Origin of the sequence: Ruegeria marisflavi (assembly GCF_025673445.1) — a bacterium.
Lineage (GTDB): Bacteria > Pseudomonadota > Alphaproteobacteria > Rhodobacterales > Rhodobacteraceae > Ruegeria_B > Ruegeria_B marisflavi.
The window spans coordinates 87,058-102,628 of record NZ_JAOVQN010000015.1 but is presented as its reverse complement, the minus strand read 5'-3'; the positions used below and the strand labels follow the sequence as shown (position 1 = coordinate 102,628).

Annotated in this window: 16 protein-coding genes; 8 read left to right on the top strand and 8 right to left on the bottom strand. The window is 61.8% G+C overall.

Annotation, left to right across the window (positions count from 1 at the left end; genetic code table 11):
* The first annotated feature begins 50 nt into the window (after positions 1 to 50).
* A complete protein-coding gene (locus OEZ49_RS15065) occupies positions 51 to 1,214 on the top strand; it encodes an SPOR domain-containing protein (protein ID WP_263389086.1) in 1,164 nt (387 codons plus the stop codon).
* A 42-nt stretch (positions 1,215 to 1,256) separates the two neighbouring features.
* Here the strand turns inward: OEZ49_RS15065 and OEZ49_RS15060 are convergent, their stop codons facing one another.
* Positions 1,257 to 2,270 carry a hypothetical protein gene (locus tag OEZ49_RS15060; protein WP_263389085.1) on the bottom strand — a complete coding sequence of 338 codons (1,014 nt, stop codon included), beginning with the start codon at positions 2,268 to 2,270 and terminating at the stop codon, positions 1,257 to 1,259.
* Positions 2,271 to 2,416: 146 nt separating this feature from the next.
* On the opposite strand from OEZ49_RS15060, the gene OEZ49_RS15055 reads away from it, so the two are divergent.
* The 7 genes from OEZ49_RS15055 to OEZ49_RS15025 all read left to right on the top strand — a co-directional run bounded on the left by OEZ49_RS15055 (position 2,417) and on the right by OEZ49_RS15025 (position 8,179).
* A complete protein-coding gene (locus tag OEZ49_RS15055) occupies positions 2,417 to 3,331 on the top strand; it encodes a DMT family transporter (RefSeq protein WP_263389084.1) in 915 nt (304 codons plus the stop codon).
* Positions 3,332 to 3,362: 31 nt separating this feature from the next.
* Positions 3,363 to 4,010, top strand: a complete 648-nt coding sequence (locus OEZ49_RS15050) for a sulfotransferase family protein (protein WP_263389083.1) — start codon at positions 3,363 to 3,365, stop codon at positions 4,008 to 4,010.
* 193 nt (positions 4,011 to 4,203) lie between these two features.
* Positions 4,204 to 4,926, top strand: coding sequence for a Hint domain-containing protein (locus OEZ49_RS15045; RefSeq protein WP_263389082.1), 723 nt, complete (start codon positions 4,204 to 4,206; stop codon positions 4,924 to 4,926).
* Between the two features lie 393 nt (positions 4,927 to 5,319).
* Positions 5,320 to 5,721, top strand: a complete 402-nt coding sequence (locus tag OEZ49_RS15040) for an adenylate/guanylate cyclase domain-containing protein (RefSeq protein ID WP_317853177.1) — start codon at positions 5,320 to 5,322, stop codon at positions 5,719 to 5,721.
* Positions 5,670 to 6,917 (top strand): tetratricopeptide repeat protein, encoded by a 1,248-nt coding sequence (locus tag OEZ49_RS15035; protein ID WP_263389081.1) that lies wholly within the window; start codon positions 5,670 to 5,672, stop codon positions 6,915 to 6,917. Before OEZ49_RS15040 ends, OEZ49_RS15035 begins: the two co-directional genes overlap by 52 nt.
* A 121-nt stretch (positions 6,918 to 7,038) precedes the next feature.
* A complete protein-coding gene (locus OEZ49_RS15030; RefSeq protein ID WP_263389080.1) occupies positions 7,039 to 7,716 on the top strand; it encodes a HigA family addiction module antitoxin in 678 nt (225 codons plus the stop codon).
* Positions 7,717 to 7,993: 277 nt separating this feature from the next.
* A complete protein-coding gene (locus OEZ49_RS15025; protein WP_263389079.1) occupies positions 7,994 to 8,179 on the top strand; it encodes a hypothetical protein in 186 nt (61 codons plus the stop codon).
* Positions 8,180 to 8,254: 75 nt separating this feature from the next.
* Here OEZ49_RS15025 and OEZ49_RS15020 read toward each other — a convergent pair whose 3' ends face one another.
* The 7 genes from OEZ49_RS15020 to OEZ49_RS14990 all read right to left on the bottom strand — a co-directional run bounded on the left by OEZ49_RS15020 (position 8,255) and on the right by OEZ49_RS14990 (position 15,495).
* Positions 8,255 to 10,456 (bottom strand): 3-hydroxyacyl-CoA dehydrogenase NAD-binding domain-containing protein, encoded by a 2,202-nt coding sequence (locus OEZ49_RS15020; protein WP_263389078.1) that lies wholly within the window; start codon positions 10,454 to 10,456, stop codon positions 8,255 to 8,257.
* An 11-nt stretch (positions 10,457 to 10,467) separates the two neighbouring features.
* Complete coding sequence (locus tag OEZ49_RS15015) at positions 10,468 to 11,679, bottom strand: acetyl-CoA C-acetyltransferase (RefSeq protein WP_263389077.1); 1,212 nt, start codon at positions 11,677 to 11,679, stop codon at positions 10,468 to 10,470.
* A 10-nt stretch (positions 11,680 to 11,689) separates the two neighbouring features.
* On the bottom strand, positions 11,690 to 12,328 hold the full coding sequence (locus OEZ49_RS15010; RefSeq protein ID WP_263389076.1) for a glutathione S-transferase family protein: 639 nt from the start codon (positions 12,326 to 12,328) through the stop codon (positions 11,690 to 11,692).
* Positions 12,329 to 12,598: 270 nt separating this feature from the next.
* The gene (locus OEZ49_RS15005; RefSeq protein WP_263389075.1) at positions 12,599 to 12,811 is read right to left on the bottom strand and encodes a hypothetical protein; all 213 of its coding nucleotides are present in this window, start codon (positions 12,809 to 12,811) and stop codon (positions 12,599 to 12,601) included.
* A gap of 53 nt (positions 12,812 to 12,864) precedes the next feature.
* Entirely contained in the window at positions 12,865 to 14,646 is a 1,782-nt protein-coding gene (locus OEZ49_RS15000) for an acyl-CoA dehydrogenase C-terminal domain-containing protein (protein WP_263389074.1), read from the bottom strand.
* Between the two features lie 54 nt (positions 14,647 to 14,700).
* Positions 14,701 to 15,102, bottom strand: a complete 402-nt coding sequence (locus OEZ49_RS14995; protein ID WP_263389073.1) for a MerR family transcriptional regulator — start codon at positions 15,100 to 15,102, stop codon at positions 14,701 to 14,703.
* 198 nt (positions 15,103 to 15,300) lie between these two features.
* Positions 15,301 to 15,495, bottom strand: coding sequence for a hypothetical protein (locus tag OEZ49_RS14990; RefSeq protein WP_263389072.1), 195 nt, complete (start codon positions 15,493 to 15,495; stop codon positions 15,301 to 15,303).
* Positions 15,496 to 15,571 lie beyond the last annotated feature (76 nt).

Below are 15,571 nucleotides of genomic sequence, written 5' to 3'. Positions count from 1 at the left end.
CTGTCAATGGGTTTTGCGGCATCTTTCCTCCACATCTTGTGGGGGCAGGCATGAGAGTTACAAGGATTGTTTCGGTTGCGGTCATTGGCCTGAGTATTGGTTTCAGTTCGCTGAACGCTCAGACATTGCGGGTTGCCACGCCTCCGGCAGAGTATCCGCCCGCGTCCTACAAGGGAAAACAATACGTTGACAGCCGTGGCTGTATCTTCATTCGGGCGGGTATCGACGGCAATGTGACCTGGGTGCCGCGGGTGTCGCGCGAGCGAAAGCAGATTTGCGGATTTCAGCCGAGTGCCGTGGCAGGCAGCACCAGCACCGCCCCGCAACAAGCCGCGCCCGAGCTCATCACGCTGGATCAGCCAGCAGCTACAGTCGCCCCGAAACCAACAAGAACAAAGGCACAGCCGCAGGTCAGTACGGTCGCGGCCGCGACTACCAGCCCGGAACCACAGGTTGTCAGGCCAGTAGCGGCGAAACCGGCTGTGGTGCCGACTACTCGCACTACTACGGCTCGCCCGGTTGTGGTCGCGCCGGTTGCCGCATCTGCGCCGAGCCAGGTAGCACCCCGCTCCATCGCCCCTGCCGCCGCGCCATCCTCGGGTGTTGGCTGCCCGGATGCCTCGGCGCTCAGCCAGCGCTACATCAACCAGACCGGGGTCCGCTGTGGCCCACAAGCCCAGTCGCCGGTCACATACGGCCCCTTGCGTAAGGGGTCATCGCTTGATGCCGGAAATTCTGTTGCGGGCAAGGCTGGTGTATCTGTATCGCTCGAAACCAGGATCGTTCCGAAACATATCTACGACAAGCGCCAGAACACGACCAACGTCGTCGTTCCGGTGGGCTACCGCAGCGTATGGACCGATGATCGCCTGAATCCGCACCGGGCCGAGCGGACCCTGCGGCCCGCCATCATCCAAAGCACCTATGTCACGCCACAAGGGTTCCGCGCAGTTGACCGCAAGGATGGTCGGCTGAATCCGATGCGCGGCGTCCGCACGGCCGAAGGCGATGCGCAGATGAATGCGCTCTGGTCGAACGATCTGCCGCGTACCTTGTTGCCGGTAGAAACCGCGCCGCGGACCATCACCGTGACCCATAGCGAACGCTCCTATCGGAATATGGCCAAACCGCCGGCCCACCTTCGGCTATCCACTCGCAACGTGCCCGGCGCTGTCTATCAGTCGACGCAGACGCCGAAACGTCCCAGTCGCTGAAATCAAGCCGGGCATGGGCCGTCTTTGGCATCCGATCCTTTGTCAGCTGCCACAGATGCCCTGCAACCGCACCCAATCGCGGTCGGCCAGGACCGGTTCCAGCGTGCGGCCGGTCATCGGGTCGGCCTCGATCAGCCCCAGAACTGCCTCGCCTGTGATATCCCGGGCATAGGCATAGGGTGACGACGGGATCGCGGCTTGCGAAAAGATCGCCAGCAGATCCTCGTCAGGCACATCCGGACGCGGTTCCGCCAGAACGCGCTCGGCATAGCTGTCCAGGATCTCTGGGGTCAGACCGCCGGTTGTCAGTAGCCGGAACGACGCCATTGACCCGGCCCGGTACAAGAGTTCGTCCAGCGGATCCCGCGCCAGGGCGCGGGATCGTTCGGCCAATATGAACCCGGCAACAACCGAACTGTCCTCGAAATCCTCGATCAGGGAGTGGTTCAGAACGACGATGCCGCCGGGCAGATAGAGGCTGGCCGCCAGCCCGCCGGGCACCACCACCAGGCGACGCACGCCGGTGCGCTGGGCCAGCTTGGCCAGCACCTGATCGGTCTCTTCGTTGCCACAGGTCCGCCCGGTCACCCGCTCGATCCGGCCCAGCACCGAACGGCCGATGTCCTGCCGCTTGATGTCGGGCACGACCGAGACGACATGCCGGCGCATCGTGCCCGGCAACCACAGCGTCAGAACAGCCAGAACCACCGCCACGACCACCCCGACCGAGATCCAGCGGATCCGCCCCGGATGCGGGCGCGCGGTCTCGATCGCGCGTTGCAATCGGTCGATTGCGGCAATCATCGTCGTTTCCGTCTCGGCCAGTTCCAGCGTCTCGCCCGGGTCGCCATCGGGGTTGTAGACCGCCGGGTATTCACCGGGATTGCGCCGTTCCAGCGCGGCCAATGACCAATGGGTCAGGGCGCGATCATTGAAGTCCGAGATCGTCAGCGTTGCTTCGCCGATCGACACCACGACTTCGCGGCGCTGCTCGTCCGGAGAAGGCCGCCACAGCCCGGTGGCTTCGATCCGCTCGTATTGCTTGAGGGCTGTCATGCAGGGGTCTGGGTTGCTCGTCTTTGTTTTTTTGCAGAGTACACGCAAGCTGCGCCAGCATCAAACGCCTTGCGTTACCCGGTGGTCGCAATTCCAGAGCGGATGTCGCTGGCGGGCAAGTTCCGCAGACCATCTCTGATTACTCCATGAAGATGCAGGCAGAATCCCCATCCGCTCCGATTGCCGCGGCCTTTCTTATGGTTGCGGCAATGTCGATCATCGGCGTGATCGACAACTACGTGATCCGTCTGGCCGAAACCATCGGGCTGTGGCAGTTCCATTTCACCCGGGCCGCGATGATGCTGCCGCTGGTACTCTTCATGTCCATATTTGGGCTGGGTACCATGAGGCCCCGCCGGATGAATTGGGTGATCCTGCGCAGCCTGCTTCTGACCGTGGCGATGCTGTTCTACTTCAGTGCACTGTCGCTGATGTCCATCGCCCAGGCATTGGCGGGTCTCTTCACCTCGCCGATCTTCGTTCTTCTGATCACCGCCTTTGGTTTGCGCCAGCGGATCGGTCCCTGGCGGATCATCGCCGTTGTGATCGGCTTCGTGGGTATTCTCTTTGTCCTGCAACCGGATCCGGCGACATTCGACGCCACCATTCTGGTGCCCGTCGCAGGCGGTTTCTTCTATGCGCTCGGCGCGGTGGTGACCCGGGCCAAATGCGCGCAAGAAAGCACCGCCGCTCTGTTGGGGGCGATGGTCACTGCGCTAGGCCTGACCGGGCTGGCGGGGCTTGGCTGGCTGGCACTGTTCCCTGCCACGGCGGCAGAGGGCGCGGCGGGATTTGTGACGCGCGGCTGGATCTGGCCGATGACCGATGCGCTGCCCTGGGTGGTGATGCAGGCGGTCGGCTCGTCAACCGCCGTATTCATGTTGATCAAGGCCTACCAACTGGGCGAGCCGTCTTATGTGTCGGTCTTCGAGTTCTCGGTGATGATCTTCGGGCCGCTCTTTGCCTGGGTAGTCTTCGGCGTAGGGCTTGGCCCATGGCAGATCCTGGGGATCGGCCTGATCGTAGTGGCGGGCGTGATCATCGCGCTCAGATCGGCTTGAGCGCCGCCGTCCACCCGGCTAGCGTGGCGCCATGATCATTTCACCCGGTCGCGGCTATATCTTCGTGCATATCCCCAAGACGGGTGGCACCTCGCTGGCCACGGCGCTCGAAGCGCGCGCGATGAAGGACGATATCCTGATCGGCGATACGCCCAAGGCGATCCGGCGGCGTGGCAGGTTGAAAGGGGCGCAGACACGCGGGCGGCTCTGGAAACACTCGACCCTGGCCGATATCGACGGGTTGCTCGCCCCCGGGATGCTGGATGGGCTGTTCGCCTTTACCCTTGTGCGCAATCCCTGGGACCGGGCGGTCAGCTACTACCACTGGCTGCGGGGGCAGCGGTTCGACCATCCTGCGGTGCATCTGGCGAAACAGGCCCCGTTCGACCGCTTTGTGACCGACCCGGCAACGTTGGCCACCTTTGCCGCCAACCCGGCGGCCAGCTACATGCGCCGAGCCGACGGGGTCGAGCAATGCGCGACTTATGTCCGTCTGGAACACCTGTCCGAGGATCTGGCACCGCTCACCCGCCATCTGGGCTTTGCCTTAGACCTGCCGCATGAAAACCGGTCGGACAGGGCGGCGGACTATCGCAGTTTCTACTCCGAGGACAGTGCTGCATCCCTGGCGCGGGCCTGCGCCGAAGACATCGCTCGGTTTGACTATACCTTTGGGTGAGTTGGTGATCTGTTGCTCGCCTGTAGCCAATGTCTCATGGAGGAAGGGCATTACCCGGACAGTGCAGGACAATGCCAGAGTATTGCCCCGTTCCCGGCATTTTTAGATCGCTCGAATCTGGTTTCGTGACTGGACAACTTGGTTAATCCGGCAAGCGAAGATCTTGCTGCTGCCACAACAAGGATGGGCGCGCGTGTTCGGATGGAAGACGAAAAGGCCGGGTGACAACCCGGCGAGGATCGAGTCGTTTGCGGCTCTGGATGGATTGCTCATTACCGGGCATACCGGGTTGCTGGCTGGAACCCGCATCGCCTCGACCCTTGGCTGGAAGCCGGTCGAGATGCTCAGGGTCGGCGACAAGGTGCTGACCTTTGACAACGCGATGCAATCCATCACCGATATTCAGCGCGAAAGCCTTGTTGTGCCCGATACCGGCCTGCCGTCGCGCTACCGACCCATGCGGGTGCCCGAAGGGGCCCTGTACAACTGCCGCGATATCTGGCTGATGCCGGACCAGGGGATGCTGGTCGAATGTGAGGCGGCGCTGGATGCCTGCGGCGATCCCTATGCTGTTGTTCCCGCACGCTACCTGCGAGGCTTTCGCGGTATCGAAGCCGGCATTCCCCCCGGCACGTTCGAGGTGATAACGCTGGCTTTTCGCCAAGACGAGGTGATCTATGTAGAAGGCGGGCTACTCGCCTATTGTCCGAAACCGCGGCAGCTGCTGGAGGACATCGGCTCGGGTCGCGGACAAGAATACGACACGCTTGTCGGCCCGGCGGCGCATTTCCTGGTAAACTGCCTGATCGACGACGATGATGGCGACGCTTTGGGCGGCAATCCCGCGGATGTCCCGGGATTGCCCCGAGGGCCGATCCGGCCCGGCCGCCCGATGGCCCCGAATCCGTTCGGCTGATCGTCGGGTCCGTGGCCGCGCGGCTAAGATTGGCGGCGCATTTTACTGTGCTGTGATGGACAGGTTTCCACATTCCTTGCTAACCTTTTTGGCAAGGGAGGCTCGCGCATGGAGCGTCGGCTCACAGCAGTTCTGGCCGCTGATGTCGTCGGTTATTCCCGTCTGATGGAAATTGACTAGACCGGTACTCTGGCTGAGCTGCAACGGCACAGGCGCGAACTTTTCCAACCCAAGGCAAAACAACACCATGGCCGCACGGTCAAGCTGATTGGCGACGGCTCGTTGATGGAGTTTCCGAGCTTCGTCGATGCAGTGACCTTTGCAGTTGATGTTCAAACCGCAATGCGGAACAGAAATGCTGAACGCCCGGATGATCCTCAGCTCGTATTTTGACTGGGAATTAACCTTGGAGACGTCGTCATCGAAGAAGACGATATCTATGGGGACGGTGTGAATGTCGCCGCTAGGCTGGAAGCGCTAGCCGAGCCGGGCGGCATTTGCATGTCTCGTTCTGCTTACGAACAGGTTCGCGATAAGCTGGATCTCAATTTCGTCGATATCGGCGAGGTCGCTGTTAAGAATATCGGCCGCCCCATCCGGGTGTTCAAAATCGGCATGGACCAGAAAGCGGACAATCTTTCCACACCAGTGGCGCCTCCTGTCCCTGCAACGATGATGGGGCAGAGGGTTAGGGCCACAATCGGCCTCGCGCTGCTGACGGTGTTCCTTAGCGGGGTGGGCTTGTGGTATTCTCCTATTTCGGTCAGGACCGACCTGCCAGTGCCGTTGCCTTAATCCAGCCGGAGGAGAAACCTTCAATCGCCGTGCTGCCCTTTGCAAATCTGAGCGGCGACCCGAATCAGGAGTATTTCGCTGACGGCATAACCGACGACCTGATCACGGAAATGTCCAAGCTGTCCGGCCTTTTTGTAATCGCACGAAACTCGACCTTTGAATACAAATCACACGCAATGCCCATCGAGGAGATCGCGGCAGAGCTTGAGGTTCGCTACATGCTCGAAGGCAGCGTGCGGCGTTCTGGCGATCAGGTACGCATCAATGTCAAGTTGATCGACGCAAAGACCAAGGGGCATCTTTGGGCTGACAGGTATGACGGTGGCTTGGCTGATGTATTCGCCTTACAGGATGAGGTGACACACAAGATCGTCTCCGCGCTTTCGGTAACCCTGACAACGGCAGAGCAGGCAGGTTTAAGTGAAGCCTACAAGGTCGATCCGGAAGCCTATGATCTTTATCTAAAGGGTCAAGCGCGCGTAAACGTCTATTCACCGCAATCGAACGCCGAGGCGCGTGAAAATTTCCAAAAGGCCATCGATCTGGACCCTTCCTTCGGCAGGGCGCATGCGGGATTGGCGCTCACCTACGCAATTGATGCGACCTTCGGTTGGTCGGGTGACACGGTCCGGTCCCAGGACCAGGCGATCAAATACGCCCGTGCGGCGCTGGCACTGAATTCTCGTTCGCCACAGGTATTCATGTCTCTTGCGCAGGTCTATGGATCCCAAAGGAAAATAGACGAGGGAGTTGCCGAACTCCGCAAAGCCATTGCTTTAGATCCCAACTTTGCAGATGGCTACGTGCTGCTCGGAATGTTTCTAGCCTATTCCGGGAAACCTGACGAAGGAATTGAAGCCATCCAAAACGCCATGCAGCTGAGCCCAAAGCATGGATACGTCTATTCCTACGGTCTGACGATCGCCTATTTCGTGAAACAGGAATATGACATGGCGCTGCCGATCCTTGAGACCGTGCTGGAGCGAAACAACAATTTCCAGCAGGGGCGGTTGCTCTACATCTCGATTCTTGGATTGCTGAATCGCATAGAAGACGCAGAATGGGAGGCAGAGGAAGTTCTTGCCGCGCTACCCAAGTTCTCGCTGGCCGAAGAAGCCGAACGGGTGCGTTTCGTGAGAACCGAGGATCGCCACAGATACCTGGAAGGTCTCCGCCGCGCCGGAATGCCGGAGTGATCTGCCTGCCGGGACACCACGGGTGCTGCCTGCTGCCAGCTCAGCCAGTATGTTGACGCAGAGGAAGACTGGTGGCATCCCACCAAATTGCACAACCCTTCCCAACCGCCATGTGGAAAAGATGACAAGGAGTGCCGAAGTGACCGAGACCGCCAAAGCCACAGTTACGGCCGCCGATGCCGCACAGGTCAACGCCTGGCTGGAAAACGACGAGATCCTCCTGGTCGATGTCCGGGAAACCTCGGAGTATGAGGTTGAACACATCTCGGGCGCCCTACTGCTGCCCCTGTCCAGCTTCGATCCCGAACTTTTCCCTTCAGTACCCGAGAAGAAGGTCGTCCTGCATTGCGCAGTCGGCAAACGGTCCGAAGCGGCAGGAAAGATGCTGCTGAAAGAGGGCCATCGCGATGTCGTCCATATGGAGGGCGGTATAGAGGCATGGAAGGCGGCAGGATTTGCTACCGAAGTGCAGATCCTGCCGCCGGACGCGCAAAAACCGAAACCTGTCTTCATGTGCCCGCCGCCGGGGCGTGTCCTGCAAGAGGAATACCTCGATCCGCTCGGAATATCACCCCGGGAACTGGCGCTGGCCACCGGCCTGCTCGAAGGCCGGGTGAACGACCTGCTGGCCGGGACCTCTCCGATCGGGGTCGAGGCCTCGTTGCGGCTGGCCCGCTATTTCAGCACCGCTGGAGATTTCTGGGTGCGTTTGCAGTTGGAACACGACATGGAGCGCGCCCGCCATTCGGTCGGCGAACAGATCCGCCAGCAGATCACGCCGCGCACCGCCGCCATGTAACGGCCAATGGGGCGGTGGCGATCCGTAGGAACGGAAATCACCTCCCCCTTGGATCAGCGCTTTTTGAAATCGCATTTCGGGAGTACCTACGGGCATGACCGGCAATCCCCAAAAAAGACGAGCCCTCTTGGCTGAGTATTTGGCGGGCGTGCAGTCCATGGATCCGGCGCGTGCAATGCGTGCCGCCGCGCCCGGCTATCTCTGGTATGATGGCATGGTCCCCTAGCCGAAAACCAGGGAAAGCTTTGCGGATTACCTGCTCAGCTGGGAGGATCGCATGAAATCCATAGGTGGCACGGGCCGTTACGAAGTTTCCGACGAACTTGCCGCGGATCGTGACGGATACATTCTGCGTTGGGCCTGGTGGAAATTCGTCGGCACGGACGTGGGCGGATCTGCCCTTCTCAAGGTCGGCGACGAAGGCGTGATCTACGAAAAGATTGCCTACTTCAAGCCGGTTTGACCCGCCCTGATATACCCATAAAGCAAAACGACGCCCCCTTGCGGGAGCGCCGGTCATGCTTGTCATCCTGACAGATCAGGCCGCCGATTTTGCTTCGGGGTTGAAACGCCCGTAAAAGGTCTGGCCCTTGTCGGCCATCTCGCGCAACAGCGGCGGGCAGGCGAAACGCTGGCCGTATTTTGCCGCCAGCTGGTCGCAGCGTTCGGCCGCATAAGGCGTGCCGATGATGTCGAGCCAGCTCAGCGGACCACCCGACCAGGGCGCAAAGCCCCAGGCCAGGATGGCGCCCACGTCGCCTTCGCGGATGTCTTCCAGCACGCCTTCTTCCAGCGCGCGGACCGCCTCCAGCACCTGCGCGAACATCAGCCGTTCCTGAACCTCGATCAGGTCGGGCTGCTCTTCGGCCAGCGGGTACTTGTCCTGCATGCCTTTCCAGTAGCCGGTGCGCTTGCCCTTGTCGTCATAGTCAAAGAAGCCCGCGTTGGCCTTGCGGCCCAACCGCCCCAGCTCTTCCATCCAGAAGATCAGGTCGTCAGCCGGGCTTTCGGGATAGGCATTGCCCATCGCCGCCTTGGTCGCCCGCGCGATCTTGGCGCCGAGGTCGATCGAGGTCTCGTCGGTCAGCTGGATCGGCCCCACCGGGAAGCCCAGCTGCCGCGCCGCATTGTCGATCAGCACCGGCGACACGCCCTCGGTGATCATCCGCGCGCCTTCGTTGACATACGGGATGATGCAGCGGTTGCAGTAGAAGAAGCGCGCATCATTGACCACGATCGGGGTCTTGCGAATCTGGCGCACGTAATCCAGCGCCTTGGCCACCGCGCGCGGGCCGGTTTCCTTGCCCTTGATGATCTCGACCAGCAGCATCTTTTCGACCGGCGAGAAGAAGTGGATGCCGATGAACTGCTCGGGCCGCACGCTTGCCTTGGCCAAGCCGGTGATCGGCAGGGTCGAGGTGTTGGAGGCAAAGATGCAGTCCTCGGGGATGATCGCCTCGACCTTCTTGGTCATCTCGGCCTTCACGCCCGGATCCTCGAACACCGCCTCGATGATCAGGTCACAGCCCTTGAGCGCGTCCAGATCCGGGGTGGCGGTGATCAGGCCCAGCATCGCCTCTTTCTTTTCGGCGGTGACCTTGCCGCGCTTCATCCCCTTGTCGAGGTAAGCTTCGGTATAGGCCTTGCCCTTGTCGGCGGCGGCCTGGTCACGGTCGATCAGAACGACCTCCATGCCCGCCTGCGCGCTGACCAACGCGATGCCCGCGCCCATCATGCCCGCGCCCAGCACGCCCAGCTTCTTGACCCGCTGGTCGGGGATGTCCTTGGGCCGCACTGCGCCCTTTTCCAGCGCCTGCTTGTTGATGAAGAGGCTGCGGATCATGGCCGAGGAGGAGGGGTTCATCAGCACATGGGTGAACCAGCGTGCCTCGATGCGCAGCGCGGTGTCGAAATCGACCAGCGCGCCCTCGTAGATCGCGCTCAGCAGTGCCTTGGGGGCGGGGAAGGCACCTTGGGTCTTGCCGTTGACCATGGCCGAGGCGCCGACAAAGGTCATGAAGCCCGCCGGGTGATAGGGTGCGCCGCCGGGCATCTTGTATCCCTTGGCGTCCCAGGGTTTGACCAGGTCGGCATCCTTGGCGTTCAGAACCCATTCCTTGGCCGCGGCGACCGGATCATCCGCCAGGGCATCGACCATCTGCGCGCCCTTGGCCTTGGCCGGGTCCATCATCTTGCCTTCCAGCAGCACCGGGGCCGCCGCCATGGCGCCCACCATGCGGGAATAGCGGATGGTGCCGCCGCCGCCGGGGAAGATGCCCAGCAGGATCTCGGGCAGGCCGATCTTGGCCTTGGGATTGTTGGTCATCACTCGGTGATGACAGGCCAGCGCGATCTCGGTGCCGATCCCGGCGCAGGTGCCGTTGATGGCGCAGGCCACCGGCTTGCCGCCCTTCTTGGTCTTCGCGTCCATGCCCGCCAGTTCCAGCTTGCGCAGGATGCGGTGGCCGCCCATGACAAAGTCAAAAAGGCCCTGGGCCGGGTTGTCGCCCGCTTCCTCGCGGATTACGGCCAGCGTGTTCAGGTCCATGCCCCCGGCAAAGTCTGACTTGCCGCTGGTGACGACGATACCCTTGACCGCGTCATCGGCCAGCGCCTGATCGACCAGCCCGTCGACCAGCTCAAAAGCTTCGCGGGTCATCACGTTCATGGATTTGCCTTCGGCGTCCCAGGTGATGAAGGCGACGCCGTCCGCGTCTACGGAGTATTTGAAATCAGCCATGTGTTCTCTCCTTACACGCGTTCGATGATGGTGGCCGCGCCCATGCCAGACGCAATGCAGAGCGTTGCCAGACCGGTTTCCAGATCACGACGCTCCAGCTCGTCCAGCAGGGTGCCGATGATGATCGCACCCGTGGCGCCCAGCGGGTGACCCATCGCGATCGAGCCGCCGTTGACGTTGACCAGTGCGGGATCGACATCGAACGCCTGCTGGAAGCGCAGGACGACCGACGCAAAGGCTTCGTTCACCTCGAACAGGTCGAGATCGCCGATCTTCATGCCGTTGTCCGCCAGGATCTTCTCGGTCACCGGCACCGGGCCGGTCAGCATGATGGTTGGATCGGTGCCGATCTTGGCGGTGGCCTTGATGCGCGCGCGCGGCTTCAGCCCATATTTCTCGCCGAATGCCTTGTTGCCGATCAGCACGCCAGCAGCGCCATCCACGATGCCCGAGGAGTTACCGGCATGGTGGATATGGTTGATCCGCTCCAGATGCGGGTACTTCAGCATCGCCACCTTGTCGAACCCGGGCATCTGCTCGCCCATCATCTGGAAGGCGGGGTTGAGGCCACCCAGCGACTGCATGTCGGTGCCCGGACGCATGTATTCGTCATGATCCAGGATCGGCAGGCCGTTCTGGTCGCGCACAGTGATGACCGACTTGGCAAAACGGCCCTCGTCCCAGGCCTCCTTGGCGCGACGCTGGCTCTCCATCGCCAGCGCGTCGGCCTGGTCGCGGGTGAAGCCGTATTCGGTCGCGATGATATCGGCCGAAATGCCCTGCGGCACGAAATACCGGTCAATCGCCAGGGTCGGATCGACGGCGATGGCGGCACCGTCGCTGCCCATGGCCACACGGCCCATCATCTCGACCCCGCCAGCGATATAGGCATCACCGGCGCCGCCCTTGACCTGGTTGGCGGCCAGGTTGACCGCCTCCATGCCGCTCGCGCAAAAGCGGTTGATCGCCAGGCCCGGAATACGCTCATCCAGGTCCGAGGCCAGCACCGCCGAACGCGCAAGACAGCCGCCCTGTTCCATCACCTGGGTCACATTGCCCCAGATCACGTCCTCGACCGCGTGGCCTTCGAGATTGTTGCGCTCTTTCAGCGCGTTCAGCGTCAGCGCCGACAGACGCACCGAGGTCACCTCGTGCAGCGCGCCGTCCTTGCGGCCCTTGCCGCGCGGCGTGCGCAGGGCGTCATAAATGTAAGCTTCGGTCATAGTGGTCTCCTCAAGCTCGATCCGACGGATTGCCGGGCATCAGGTCATAGGGGTGTTTCCAGCCGGGCAGGGCAGAGATACGGCCCAACCAGGCGTCGATATTGGGCCATTCGGCACGGTCGAAACCGAAAGGCTCGGGATAGTAGAGATAACCGCAGCAGCTGAGATCGGCATTGGTGACGCCATCGCCCACGATCCAGTCGCGGCCCTCCAGATGGGCGTTCAGCGTGGCATAGGCGGCTTTGAGCCGACCCTGGTTAAACGCGATCACCTCTTGCGGGCGCTTGTCCTCGGGCAGGAAGTTCATCAGGAAACGGGTCAGCCCGGCCATCGAGCTGAGCTTGTGGTTGTCCCACAGCACCCAGCGCAGGATGTCATAGTTCTCCTCGCGGGTCTTGCCGCCGAACTTGCCCGATTTTTCCGTCACATAGGCCTGGATACAGCCCGACTGGCTGGTGCGGAAATCGCCATCCACCAGCACTGGGGCCTCGCCCAGTTCGTTGATATTGGCGCGGTATTCCGGCGTGCGGGTCTCACCTCCGAAGAAGTCGACATAGACCGGCTCCCAGTCGAGGTCAGAGAGTTGCAGTGCCAGCGCCGCCTTGTAGGAATTGCCGCTTTCTCCGAAGCAGTAGAGTTTGATCGTCATCGTCGCCTCCCTTAGGCCAATGTCGCGGCGGGGGTTTCACACCCCCGCACCCCCGTGGAGTATTTCCGGCGAAATGAAGCAGGGGCCTCTTTACCGGGCATTAAGGTTAATCTGGTTTGTTTTCGGCTGCGGTACAGGCTGGAGAGCCGATGGCCGCGCGGAGTGAAGCCCCGCCGTCCCGCCTGCGTTCCGCCTGGCGGTCGGGTCGGAGGGCGGGGTGGACACGCGTGTTCTTCATTCCGCTGCAAATACTCTCGCCGAAGGCGTCTCTTACCGCTTGCGGTCGTCGAGTTCGGCGTTGAACAGGCGCAGCCGGTGGATCAGGTTCTCCTCGTTGATCACGCTGTTGAAATTCTCGAACAGGAACGACAGCGCTTCGCCTTCGTCGAGACCGGCGTCCTTGCTGAACGCCTTGAGGCGGCGAAAGCCATCTTCGGTCATCGCGACCGGGAAACGGCGGGTCAGGCGGAAACGTTTGGGCATCCAGGTCCTCCCATCAAGGCGGGGTAGGGTGGGCATTCCTGCCCACCTCTGGTTTAGAAGTTGGCGGCGTCCAGCGCCATGACCGTGTCGGCGCCAGTCTGGATACGGGCCAAGTGCAGGGCGGTGGCGGGCAGGCGGCGGGCCATGTAATAGCGGCCGGTGGCGATCTTGGTCTCGTAGAACGCGGTATCCGAGGCGCCGCCATCCAGTGCGTCACGCGCTGCCTTGGCCATCTGCGCCCACATCAGGCCCAGGCAGACATGGCCGAACATGTGCATGAAGTCATAGGACCCCGACAGCGCATTGTTGGGGTTCTTCATGCCGTTCTGCATGAAATACATACCCGCTGCTTGGAGGTCCTTGGATGCTGCCTTCAGCGGTTCGGTGAAGGCCTTGTCATAGGCCTCGTCCTGGCCCGCGTTGTCCTTGCAGAAGCTTTTGACCAGCTCGAAGAAGGCCATCACGTGCTTGCCGCCGTCCTGGGCGAGTTTGCGGCCCACCAGATCCAGCGCCTGCACGCCATTGGCGCCCTCATAGATCATCGCAATGCGGGCGTCGCGGGTGTATTGCGACATGCCCCATTCCTCGATGTAGCCATGGCCGCCATAGACCTGCTGCGCCTGCACGGTCATGTCATAGCCCTGATCGGTCAGGAAGCCCTTGATCACCGGTGTCAGCAACGACACCAGCCCATCGGCATCCTTGTCGCCGGCGCGATGGGCCGCGTCGATCATGGTGGCGCCCCACAGGATGAAGGCGCGGGCGCCCTCGGTGAAGCTCTTCTGGTCCATCAGGTTGCGACGGATGTCGGGGTGTACGATCAGCGGATCGGCCGGGCCATCGGGGTTCTTGGCCCCGGTCACGTCGCGGCCCTGAAGCCGGTCCTTGGCATATTCCAGGGCGTTCTGGTACGCGGCATCGGCCTGGGCCAGGCCCTGCATGCCGACGCCCAGCCGGGCCTCGTTCATCATGGTGAACATGGCGCGCATGCCCTTGTGTTCCTCGCCCAGCAGATAGCCGGTGGCGCCGTCATAGTTCATCACACAGGTCGAATTGCCGTGGATGCCCATCTTTTCCTCGATCTTGCCGACCGAGACCGCGTTGCGTGCGCCCAGGCTGCCATCCTCGTTAACCATGAACTTCGGGACAATGAACAGCGACACGCCCTTGATGCCTTCGGGGCCGCCCACGATCTTGGCAAGCACCAGATGCACGATATTGTCGACCATGTCGTGATCGCCCGACGAGATAAAGATCTTCTGCCCGGTGATCTTGTAGGAACCATCCGCCTGCGGTTCGGCCTTGGTGCGCATCAGGCCCAGGTCGGTGCCGCAATGGGGTTCGGTCAGGTTCATGGTGCCGGTCCATTCGCAGGACACCATCTTGGGCAGATAGGTATCCTTCTGCTCGTCCGTCCCATGCGCCAGGATCGCCGAGGCGGCGCCATGGGTCAGGCCCTGATACATGGTAAAGGCCTGGTTCGAGGCCGAGAACATCTCGCCCACCGCGGTGCCGATCACATAGGGCATGTTCTGGCCACCATATTGCTCGGGCATGTCCAGCCCGGTCCAGCCGCCTTCCTTGACTTGTTCAAAGGCCTCCTTGAAGCCAGTAGGGGTATAGACCACGCCGTTTTCCAGCCGGCACCCCTCGGTGTCGCCCACCGCGTTCAGCGGGTGCAGCACGTTCGAGGCGATCTTGCCGGCTTCTTCCAGCACGGCGCCGGTGAATTCGGGGTCCAGTTCGGCATAGCCGGGAATGTCGGATTCCGAGACCTTGAGCACTTCGTGCAGGATGAACTGCGAATCCTTGGTCGGCGCGGTATAGATGGGCATGTAACGGCTCCCTGAAGTCGTAAGTCGGATATCTGTGGTCGGAGAAGCGGCGGGTTATTCCGCCGCCTTCTCGGCGTCTTTCATCGAGGCGATCACCTTCTCGCCCCAGCGCAGCTGCTCCCTGAGGTCTTCGATCGCCTCGGTCAGCTCGTCGCGCTGCGCTTCCAGATCAGCCAGGCGCTCGCGTGCAATGTCATAGGTGCGGCTCAGCTGCATGTGCTGCTGGTCGCCAATGTGATAAAGGTCCAGCAACTGCCGGATCTGTTCCAGGCTGAAGCCGAAGCGCTTGCCGCGCAGGATCAGTTTCAGCCGAGCGCGGTCGCGTTTGGTGAACAGGCGTTTCTGGCCTTCCCGGATCGGGAACAGCAATTCCTTGGCTTCGTAAAACCGCAGCGTGCGCGGGGTCACGTCATAGGCATCGCACATCTCGCGGATGGACATGAGGTCTTCGGTCATCGGTTCAAACTCTCATCGCTGGCGTCATGGCGTTGATTTGGACAGCTTGCAGACCGTTTACAACATTCAGTTGACGTTTACGTAACTCAAACGCTACGTCACTTTGCGGCGTGACGTGGGATCAAATCGAATTGAGCGCGAAACCGGCCAGGAACCGTGATCCGGCCGCGCGAAACACGCATGCGGCCGACCGGGGGTTCACCGCCCGGTCGCACCGCCGCGCGGCCCCCGGTACCGGGCACGTTTGGCCTCGCGTTCAGCCTGGACCTGGCGATCCCAATCCGCCTGCGACACGCCGGGCGGGGCGGTGCCATAGCCGTTTGGGCCTACGTCGCAGGCCGACAGGCCGACAAGGGAAGAGACAAGAAACAAAAGACGGAAACAGGCGGTCATGCAGCTTCTCCGGTCAACGGAACCGGACATGCCGGTTCCTTGCCGGGTCAGCTTGCGCGCTCTGCCGGTCGCAATC

Excerpts from the sequence above, each read along its gene's own strand:
- OEZ49_RS15065 (WP_263389086.1), top strand. The coding sequence starts at position 51 with ATGAGAGTTACAAGGATTGTTTCGGTTGCGGTCATTGGCCTGAGTATT.
- OEZ49_RS15060 (WP_263389085.1), bottom strand. The coding sequence starts at position 2,270 with ATGACAGCCCTCAAGCAATACGAGCGGATCGAAGCCACCGGGCTGTGG.
- OEZ49_RS15055 (WP_263389084.1), top strand. The coding sequence starts at position 2,417 with ATGAAGATGCAGGCAGAATCCCCATCCGCTCCGATTGCCGCGGCCTTT.
- OEZ49_RS15050 (WP_263389083.1), top strand. The coding sequence starts at position 3,363 with ATGATCATTTCACCCGGTCGCGGCTATATCTTCGTGCATATCCCCAAG.
- OEZ49_RS15030 (WP_263389080.1), top strand. The coding sequence starts at position 7,039 with ATGACAAGGAGTGCCGAAGTGACCGAGACCGCCAAAGCCACAGTTACG.
- OEZ49_RS15025 (WP_263389079.1), top strand. The coding sequence starts at position 7,994 with ATGAAATCCATAGGTGGCACGGGCCGTTACGAAGTTTCCGACGAACTT.
- OEZ49_RS15020 (WP_263389078.1), bottom strand. The coding sequence starts at position 10,456 with ATGGCTGATTTCAAATACTCCGTAGACGCGGACGGCGTCGCCTTCATC.
- OEZ49_RS15015 (WP_263389077.1), bottom strand. The coding sequence starts at position 11,679 with ATGACCGAAGCTTACATTTATGACGCCCTGCGCACGCCGCGCGGCAAG.
- OEZ49_RS15010 (WP_263389076.1), bottom strand. The coding sequence starts at position 12,328 with ATGACGATCAAACTCTACTGCTTCGGAGAAAGCGGCAATTCCTACAAG.
- OEZ49_RS15005 (WP_263389075.1), bottom strand. The coding sequence starts at position 12,811 with ATGCCCAAACGTTTCCGCCTGACCCGCCGTTTCCCGGTCGCGATGACC.
- OEZ49_RS15000 (WP_263389074.1), bottom strand. The coding sequence starts at position 14,646 with ATGCCCATCTATACCGCGCCGACCAAGGATTCGCAGTTCATCCTGCAC.
- OEZ49_RS14995 (WP_263389073.1), bottom strand. The coding sequence starts at position 15,102 with ATGACCGAAGACCTCATGTCCATCCGCGAGATGTGCGATGCCTATGAC.
- OEZ49_RS14990 (WP_263389072.1), bottom strand. The coding sequence starts at position 15,495 with ATGACCGCCTGTTTCCGTCTTTTGTTTCTTGTCTCTTCCCTTGTCGGC.